The sequence below is a fragment of the Dactylosporangium sp. NPDC005572 genome, assembly GCF_040605515.1.
Lineage (GTDB): Bacteria > Actinomycetota > Actinomycetes > Mycobacteriales > Micromonosporaceae > Dactylosporangium.
Genome location: NZ_JBEXCY010000038.1, coordinates 57,631 through 66,598, shown reverse-complemented (window position 1 = coordinate 66,598; position 8,968 = coordinate 57,631). Strand labels below are relative to the sequence as shown.

8 protein-coding genes are annotated in these 8,968 nt (G+C 72.5%); 5 read left to right on the top strand and 3 right to left on the bottom strand.

Features of this window, described 5'->3' with window-relative positions:
* Positions 1 to 105: 105 nt before the first annotated feature.
* Positions 106 to 777 (bottom strand): response regulator transcription factor, encoded by a 672-nt coding sequence (locus ABZS66_RS20680; RefSeq protein ID WP_354759913.1) that lies wholly within the window; start codon positions 775 to 777, stop codon positions 106 to 108.
* Entirely contained in the window at positions 774 to 2,486 is a 1,713-nt protein-coding gene (locus ABZS66_RS20675; RefSeq protein WP_354759911.1) for a histidine kinase, read from the bottom strand. Before ABZS66_RS20675 ends, ABZS66_RS20680 begins: the two co-directional genes overlap by 4 nt.
* 155 nt (positions 2,487 to 2,641) lie before the next feature.
* Here ABZS66_RS20675 and ABZS66_RS20670 point away from each other — a divergent pair, with 155 nt between their 5' ends.
* From ABZS66_RS20670 to ABZS66_RS20660, 3 genes are read left to right on the top strand one after another with little or no spacing between them, the layout of a single operon-like run.
* Positions 2,642 to 3,559, top strand: coding sequence for an ATP-binding cassette domain-containing protein (locus ABZS66_RS20670; protein ID WP_354759909.1), 918 nt, complete (start codon positions 2,642 to 2,644; stop codon positions 3,557 to 3,559).
* Positions 3,560 to 3,569: 10 nt separating this feature from the next.
* Complete coding sequence (locus ABZS66_RS20665; RefSeq protein WP_354759907.1) at positions 3,570 to 5,051, top strand: ABC transporter permease subunit; 1,482 nt, start codon at positions 3,570 to 3,572, stop codon at positions 5,049 to 5,051.
* Complete coding sequence (locus ABZS66_RS20660; RefSeq protein WP_354759905.1) at positions 5,048 to 5,890, top strand: ABC transporter permease; 843 nt, start codon at positions 5,048 to 5,050, stop codon at positions 5,888 to 5,890. Before ABZS66_RS20665 ends, ABZS66_RS20660 begins: the two co-directional genes overlap by 4 nt.
* A 100-nt stretch (positions 5,891 to 5,990) precedes the next feature.
* Here ABZS66_RS20660 and ABZS66_RS20655 read toward each other — a convergent pair whose 3' ends face one another.
* Positions 5,991 to 6,485, bottom strand: a complete 495-nt coding sequence (locus ABZS66_RS20655; RefSeq protein ID WP_354759903.1) for a DUF892 family protein — start codon at positions 6,483 to 6,485, stop codon at positions 5,991 to 5,993.
* Positions 6,486 to 7,075: 590 nt separating this feature from the next.
* Between ABZS66_RS20655 and ABZS66_RS20650 the strand changes: the two genes are divergently transcribed.
* Positions 7,076 to 8,476, top strand: a complete 1,401-nt coding sequence (locus ABZS66_RS20650; protein WP_354759901.1) for a cellulase family glycosylhydrolase — start codon at positions 7,076 to 7,078, stop codon at positions 8,474 to 8,476.
* A gap of 14 nt (positions 8,477 to 8,490) precedes the next feature.
* A partial coding sequence (locus ABZS66_RS20645) for an FAD-dependent monooxygenase (protein WP_354759899.1) occupies positions 8,491 to 8,968 on the top strand: 478 nt, incomplete at its 3' end.

Here is an 8,968-nt window from a genome sequence, read left to right as displayed (position 1 = left end):
CGGCACAGCCGCGCCCTCTTCCCGCCGCGGCACAGCCGCGCCCTCTTCCCGCCGCGGCACAGCCGCGCCCTCTTCCCGCCGCCCTTCAGCCCTTCCCGCGGCCGGTCAGACGGTGCCGCCGGGGACGACCAGGCCGGACTCGTACGCCGCGATGACCGCCTGGGTCCGGTCGCGCAGCCCGAGCTTGGTGAGCACCCGGCTGACGTGGGTCTTGACGGTCTCCTCGCTCACCACCAGCCGGTCGGCGATCTCCGGGTTCGACAGCCCGCCGGCGATCAGCCGCAGCACCTCGGTCTCGCGCGGCGTGAGCACGTCGCCCAGCGTCGAGGCCGCACGCGTCTGCGGCCGCAGCCGGGCGAACTCCGCGATCAGCCGCCGCGTCACCGTCGGGGCCAGTAACGCCTCCCCGGCCGCGACCACCCGCACCGCGTCGAACAGCCGCTCGGCCGTCACGTCCTTCAACAGGAACCCGCTCGCCCCGGCCGTCAACGCGTCGTACACATGCTCGTCCAGGTCGAACGTCGTCAACATCAGAATCCGCGGCGCCCGAGCCCCGCCGGCCTCGATGATGCGCCGGGTCGCCTCGATCCCGTCCATGACCGGCATGCGCACATCCATCAGCACCAGGTCGGGCTGCCCGTCCCGGCAGGCCCGCACCGCCGCCGCCCCGTCGGCGACGGTGGTCAGCACCGACAGGTCGGCCTGCGTCTCCAGCAACGCCGCGAACGCGTTGCGCACCACCTCGTGATCGTCCGCCACCACGATCCGTACCGTCATCCGTCGTCGTCCCCCTCGACCGGCAACCACACCTCGACCAGAAACCCGCCCGCCGGCCCCGGCCCCGCGTACACCGTGCCCCCGAGCATCGCAGCCCGCTCCCGCATCCCGGTCAGCCCGTGCCCACCCTCAGCCGCGATCACGGTCCTTGCCTCCGCCGCCGTGACGGCTCGGCCTCCTGACGCACGACGGGTCCAGGCCCCTGGCGCAGCACCCGTCCGGTCTCCTGACCAGGAACCTGTTCGCACGCCCGGCACAGCACCGGTCTCGGCTGTTTGCGGGGCGACTGTCCGGGCTCCTGATGCGGCACCCGTCCGCGCTCCTGGCGCAGCACCTGTCTGGGCGGTCAGCGCGGCGCCTGTCGGTGCTCCTGGCACAGCGCCGGTCTCGGCTGTTTGCGCGGCTCCTGTTCGCGCTCCTGGCGCAGCGCCGGTCTCGGCTGTTTGCGGGGCGACTGTCCTTGCTCCTGATGCGGCACCTGTTCGGGGTTCGGGCGGAGGCTCTGTTGAAGCTCCTGGCGCTCCACCCGTTCGCGCGCCCGTCGCAGAACCCGCGCTCAGTGCGGGCAGCGGAGCGGCCGGGTCCCCTGGTGCTGCGGCGGACCTGGCGCTCGGCACCGTCAGGGGTGGCCGGCGCTCGTGCCAGACGCGGTGGCCGTCGGCCGTCCGCGTTCCCGGGCCGTTGTCCCGGACGCGGAGCAGCAGTTCCCGCTCGCCGTAGTCCAGCTCGACGTCGACGGCCGCCCCCGGCGCGTGGCGGCGCGCGTTGGTCAGCGCCTCCTGAACGATCCGGAACGCGGTCAGCTCGACGCCCGGGCCGAGCGGCGCGACCCGGCCGCGGACGATGAGCCGCGTGCTCGCCCCATTGAGCCGGCGGGCCTCGTCGATGAGCTCGTTGAGCTGCCGCAGGCCGGGCTGCGGCCGGCGGGTCGGCACCTCGCCCGAGTCCTCGCGGAGCACGTTGAGCAGGCGGCGCATCTCGGTCAGCGCCGACCGCGCGGTGTCACCGATCGCCAACAGGCGCTTCTCGCCCTCCGGCGGCATGCCCTGGGTCGTCAGCCGCGCCGCCTCCGCCTGGACCGCGATCATCGAGATGTGGTGGGCGACGACGTCGTGCAGCTCACGGGCGATGCGGGCGCGCTCGCCCCGCGCGACATGATCGAGCAGCGTGTCGGCGATCCTGCGGTCGTCGCGGTCCCGCCGGGCGGCCTCCATCCGGGCCCGGTGCGACGAGCCGAGCAGCACGGCGCCTCCGGCGAGCGCGAGCAGCGTGACGGCGAACGCCCGCCCGCCCGTGCCGGTGCTGCCGCCGCCGGGGTCGGCGAACGTGACGCCGGCCGGTGCCAGCGCGTAGACCACGAACGGTGCCACCAGCAGGGCGCCCCACCGTCCGCGCAGGCGCCGCCCGGCCACGAAATACATGCCGCCGAGTGCGACGATGGCGGCCACCGTCAGCGGTACACCGGAAAGCAGGGTCACCAACGCGCCCGCGGCGACGAACGCGGCCGCCAGGCCCGGCGCGGCCCGGCCCAGTGCGAGCGGCAGCGTCACCGAAAGGCCCAGCAGCGTCGTGGTGAGCGTCAGCCGCTGCGCCCAGTCCAGTTCCTGAAGCGCGAGGAAGCCGAGGACGAACGCGCAGGCCAGCGGCCACTGCCTGGTGGCGACGGCCGCTCGGCCCGCCGACAGCGTTCGCTCCAGCACCCGGTTCACATCCGCCATTGTGGTCGCGGCCGGCCGGTCCGGCGTCCCCCGTGCCAGCCGTTCTCGAGTAGCTCTCGTGGGGGATGCATCCCTCACGTCAGGGATGTCCGAGACAGCTCTGTGGCGTGACGACGCGGCGCCGCCGAGTTCGTACCGTCGACGCCATGCAGCCATCCATCGAGGTAGGCGCGGTCCGGAAGCGGTACCGCTCGGTCATCGCCGTCGACGGCCTGACCTTCTCCGTCCGGCCGGGCGAGGTGACCGGATTCGTCGGTCCGAACGGGGCCGGCAAGTCGACGACGATGCGGGTGATCATGGGGCTCGATGCGCCGGACGAGGGGCAGGCGCTCGTCAACGGCATGCCGTATCGCTCGCTCCGCCAGCCGCTCACGCAGGTCGGTGCCCTGCTCGACGCGGCCGCGGTCCATCCTGGCCGGTCGGCGCGCGACCACCTGCTGTGGCTCGCCCACAGCAACGGGATCGCCAAGCGCCGGGTCGGCGAGGTGCTCGAGATGACCGGCATCGCCTCGGCCGCCCGGCGGCGGGCCGGTGGGTTCTCGCTCGGGATGCGGCAGCGGCTGGGGATCGCCGCGGCGCTGCTCGGCGACCCGGCGGTCCTGCTGCTCGACGAGCCGGTCAACGGGCTGGACCCGGAGGGCATCGTGTGGATTCGCGGCCTGCTGCGGTCGCTGGCCGCCGAGGGCCGGGTCGTGCTCGTGTCGAGCCACCTGATGAGCGAGCTGGAGGGCACTGCCGACCACCTGATCGCGGTCGGCCGGGGCCGGCTGATCGCCGACATGAAGGTGTCGGAGCTGCTCGCCGCCGCGTCGAAGGGCCGGGTCGAGGTGCGCACCACCCAGCGCGCGGAGGCGATGACCCTCCTGGCCAACGCGGGCGGGACGGTCGCCGCGACCGGTGAGGACCAGCTGTCGGTGGAGGGTCTGCCGGGGGAGCGGGTCAGCGCCGTGCTCACCGGCGGTGGCGTGCCGTTCGCGGAGCTCCGGCAGCACCGGGCCTCCCTGGAGGAGGCCTACATGGAGCTGACCCGCGAGGGTGTCGAGTTCAGCGCGAGCGGACGTTGAGGTGGATGTGATGAGGGGCGACGGGTTCGGTGCCACGCTGCGCGCCGAGTGGACGAAGCTGCGCACCGTGCGCCGGTGGGTGCTGACACTGCTGTGCTCCGGGATGCTGATCGTGGTGATCGGCCTGCTCGTCTCGTCGAGCAGCGGCACCGACGCCAACCAGTATCAAAACTTCGCGGTCGGGCCGGACGGACAGCCGGTCGTCGACGACTTCCAGTTCGCCCACCAGACGATGTCGGGCGACGGCACGATCACGGCCCGGGTTGGCAAGCTGGAGGACAGCGGCACCGACGCCAGCGCCGGGCTGATCGTCAAGGACGGGCTGACGAGCGGCTCCAGGTATGTGGCGTTACGGGTGACGCCGAAGGACGGTGTGCACCTGGAGTCCGACTACGTGACCGACATCCGGGGCGGTGACCGGACCGCGCCGGTGTGGCTGCGGCTGACCCGGCAGGGCCCGGTGATCACCGGGTACGCGTCGGCCGACGGGTCGAACTGGACCAAGGTCGGTCAGGTGACGGCGGCCAGGCTGCCGCGGGACGTCGAGGTCGGGATGTTCGTGAACTCGGCGCCGAAGGTGATCGTCAAGCGCAGCGCCGGCAACACGGCGGTGACGGAGCAGGGGACGCTGAGCACGGCGACCTTCGACAACGTCCGCCTCGACGCCGCCGCTGCCGGTGCGTGGGAGGACGACCCGGTGCACCGGCCGATGGACCGGCCGAAGGACACGAGCGGCGAATCCGGGAGTGCGGGACCCCCGCTGCCCGAGATGAAGGCGGCCGGCGTCGTCGAGCGCGACGGCATGTTCACGATCACCGGCGGCGGGCAGATCAAGCCGAACCCGCCCGACGACGACGTCGTGTCGATCGCGCTGTTCGGGGTGCTGCCCGGGCTCATGGCGCTGGCGGCGGTCGGGGTGCTGTTCGTGACGTCGGAGTATCGCAAGGGCATGATCCGGGCGACGTTCGCGGCGAACCCCCGGCGCGGCCGGACGCTGGCGGCGAAGGCGATCGTGATCGGCTCGGCGGCGTTCGTGATGACCCTGCTCGGCGGTGGTGTCGCGCTGCTGGCGGCGCAGCCGGTGCTGCAGGAGCAGGGCTTCGCACCGCCGGCGTATCCGGAGTACTCGCTGACCGACCCGCCGGTGCTGCGCGCGCTGCTGCTGACGTCGCTGTTCGTCGCGATCCTCACGGTGTTCGCGATGGCGCTCGGCACGGTGCTGCGGCACAGCGCGACGGCGATCACGACCGTGGTCGTGCTCATCGTGGTGCCGGTCATCCTCTCGTCGATCCTGCCGCTCTCGGTAGGGCGCTGGGTCATGCAGCTGACCCCGGCCGGTGGGCTCGCGACCTGGCGGGCGAAGCCGCCCACCACGACGCTCGCCGACCCGTGGTCGATGATCGGACCGGCGGCGGGGCTGACCGTAGTGTCGGTGTACGCCGCGGTGACCCTCGCCGTCGCCTGGTGGCTGGTGCGGAGGCGGGACGCATGAGCGGCCCGGAGCCCGGCCTCGGCCGTCGGAGCTGGCGGCGCCACGGGGGCGGCCCGGTCGGCGGAGCCCTCCACGCCGAGTGGACCAAGCTGCGGACCGTGCCGAGCACCGGGTGGCTGGTGCTCGGGATCGTGGCCCTGACCGTCGGGCTCGGGCTGGCGATGACCGGCACGCTCAGCAGGGACGGCTGCGAGTCGCCGTGCCTTGAGGACACGGTGCGGCTCAGCCTGTTCGGGGTGCGGCTCAGCCAGGCGGCCGTGGTCGTGCTGGCGGTGCTGGCGGTCGGCAACGAGTACGCGACCGGGATGGTCCACACCTCGGTCATGGCGCTGCCGCGGCGGGCGTGGGCGCTGGCCGGCAAGTTCGCCGTCGTCGCGGTGACGGTGCTCGTCGCGGCGACGGTGGCCGTCGGGGTGTCACTCCTCGTGGGGCGGTGGGTGCTGCCCGGTCGCGGGTTCACGGCGGCCAACGGGCACCCGCCGCTGTCCCTCGCCGACGAGCCGACGCGGCGGGCGGCGATCGGCACCGTGCTGTACCTGGTGCTGATCGGGCTGCTGAGTGCCGGGGTGGCCGTGCTCGTGCGGGACACCGCCGGGGCGATCACCGGGGTGCTGGTGCTGCTGTATGTCGCGCCGCTCGTCGCCACGCTGGTGTCGAACGCGCGGTGGGAGCGGTGGCTGCACCGGTACACCCCGATGGATGCCGGGCTGGCCGTCCAGGTGACCCGGCATCTGCACCCGTCGGACATCGGGCCGTGGGCCGGGCTCGGGGTGCTCGCGGTGTACGCCGCGGTGGCGGTCGTGGCGGCGCTGGTGGTGTTCGAGGTGCGGGACGCATGAGGGGCCGGGCGGTGCTCGCGGTGTTCGAGGTGCTGGGCGCATGACGAACTGGGCGGCGGGCGGCGCGGGGCCGTCCCTCGGTGACGGCCCCGCCGGGCGGTCAGACGGTCATGGCCACCCGCTGGCCCAGCTCGTGGCTGATCCGCTCGAACGTGCCCGCGTTCTCCTGCTTCTGGACCAGGTTGGTCTGCAGGATCTGGGCGCACTGCATCTCGCCCATGAGGAGCGCCTTGTCGATCAGGCCGCGGTAGCCGGCCATGCCGAAGTGCGCGAGCTTCGTCTCGGCGTCGACGGTGTAGATCTCCATCGCCTCGGTCGACGGGCGCTGGTTGCTGAACGCCTGAAACTCGGCGCGCATGCCGTCGATCGCCATACACGGGACGTCCATCGGCTCCATCTCGAGCATCGCGAAGCACGTCTCGATGTTCTGGATCTTCTGCTGGCCCTGCTGCTGCTGGGCGCGCAGGATCTGGGCGAGCGGGCTGTGCTCCGCGTGCCCCAGGATCTCGCCCACCATCTGGTTGCTCTTGCGCTCGGCGTCGTACATGCCCGACAGCTCGTAGAGGAACAGGTCGGCCGGGTTGTCGAGTGCCATCTGCTTCTCCTGCCTGCGTTGAGGTCTGTGGGTAGTGCCGGGCGCGCTCTACCCGCTGCTGACGGGGCTGAACGCGCCGGTCCGGCCGAACCCGCCGCCGGCCCGGCCTCGTTCTGGCTGTCGACGACTACGTCACCGAGGCGGGTGCGAGCGTTGGCCGGCGCGGGCGGGGAGGCGCGGGCGAGGCGGTGCCGGGCGGCGGCGTGGGTGGAGCAGGCGCGGGCGAGGCGGTGCGGGCGGCGGCGTGGGTGGAGCAGGCGCGCCGCGGCGGTGGCGGGCGGAGAGGCGCGGGTGGAGCAGGCGCGGGCGAGGCGGGGCGCGCGGCGGCGGTGGCGGGCGGAGAGGCGTGGGTGGAGAGGTGCGGATGGGATGGCGAGGTGCGGCCGCTGCGCGTGCCTTGGGGTCGGCTCGGCGGGTGGACGGGATGGGTGTGCGGCCCGGTGGTCAGGCGGGCGGTGCGGGGGCGACGGCCGCGGAGGGTTGCAAGTTTCACGGGGTCTGTGCTGGTCGTCAGGGGTGCCGGGGTGTGGGCGTTGACCTGTACTGAACCGCTTAATACGTTGCCTGGCGATCGGAAGGGAGGCCTCATCGTGAGGAAGCGGTTCACCCTGGCAGGCGCCGCCGTGCTGGCCCTTGTGGTGTCGGTGCTCGTCGCTGTGCAGCCGGCGCAGGCGGCCATCGGCTTCACCGTCAGCAACGGGCGGCTGTACGACGCCAACGGCAACGAGTTCGTGATGCGGGGGGTGAGTCACGCGCACGCGTGGTACCCGTCGCAGACGAGCTCGTTCGCCAACATCAAGGCGCTCGGCGCCAACGCATTGCGGGTCGTGCTCGCCACCGGCGACCGGTGGACGAAGAACGACACCGCCGACGTGGCCAACGTCGTGTCGCTGTGCAAGGCCAACCGGCTCATCTGCGTGCTGGAGGCGCACGACACGACCGGCTACGGCGAGCAGAGCGGCGCCGTCTCGCTCGACCGTGCGGTCGACTACTGGCTGAGCGTGAAGAGCGCGCTCGTCGGCCAGGAGAAGTACATCATCGTCAACATCGGCAACGAGCCGACCGGCAACACCGCCGCCACGGTGGCCGCGTGGCCGACGGATACCGCCAACGCGATCAAGCGGCTGCGGTCCAACGGGTTCGAGCACACGATCATGGTCGACGCGCCGAACTGGGGACAGGACTGGCAGTTCACCATGCGCGACAACGCCGCGACGGTGTTCGCGGCCGACCCGGCGAAGAACACGGTCTTCTCGATCCACATGTACGGGGTGTTCGACACCGCGGCGGAGATCAACGACTACCTGAACCGGTTCGTCTCGGCGAAGCTGCCGATCGTCGTCGGGGAGTTCGGCTTCAACCACTCGGACGGCAACCCCGACGAAGACACGATCATGGCCACGACGCAGTCGCTGCGGATCGGGTACCTCGGCTGGTCGTGGAGCGGCAACGGCGGCGGTGTCGAGTACCTCGACATGGTCACCAACTTCGACCCCGCGCAGCTGACGAGCTGGGGTCAGCGGATCTTCAACGGCGCCAACGGCATCAAGGCGACCGCGCAGGAGGCCTCGGTGTACGCGGGCTCCTCCCCGTCGCCGTCGCGCTCCTCGGCGTCGCCCTCGCCGTCCGTCTCGGTCTCGCCGTCGCGGTCGGCCTCCTCCTCGCCGCCGCCCGCGGGAGCCTGCCGGGTCGTGTACTCGGTGGTCGGCCAGTGGCCGGGTGGGTTCCAGGGCGACGTGAAGATCACGAACACCGGCACGTCGGCGGTCAACGGCTGGCGGCTGGCCTGGAGCTACGCCAACGGGCAGGTGCTCACCCAGTCGTGGGGCGGGCAGTACACGCAGTCGGGCGCGGCGGTCACGGTGACCAACGCGAGCTACACGGCCAACATCCCGGCCGGAGGGACGGTGAACTTCGGATTCCTGGCGAACTGGAACGGCTCGAACACGAACCCGACGGTGTTCACGCTCAACGGGACGCGGTGCTCGTGAAGTAACCTCGGCGCGTGGATCGCGTGGTGATCGTGGGGGCGGGGCCGGTGGGCGTCGCCTCCGCGATCCTCCTCGCGCAGCGGGGGATACGGTGCCTGGTCCTCGACCGGTACGAGGAGCCGTATCCGCTGCCCCGCGCGGTCCACGTCGACGACGAGGTTGTGCGGATCCTGCAGGAGATCGGCGTCGCCGACGAGTTCCTGCGGGTGAGCCGGCCGGGGCTCGGGCTGCGGCTGCTCGACGGGCGGCACCGGGTGATGGCCGAGTTCCGGCGGGACGCGGCGACCGGTCCGCACGGGTATCCGCAGGCGAACATGTTCGACCAGCCCGACCTCGAGCGGCTCCTGCGGGCCCGGCTCGCCGAGCTCGACAACGTCGAGGTCATCGGTGGCGCCGAGGTCACGGCGGTCACCTGGGACGCCGCACCCGCGGGCGCGGCGGAGGGGAACGACGGGGCGAAGACGAGCGGCGGGGCTCAGGCGAGCCTCGGGC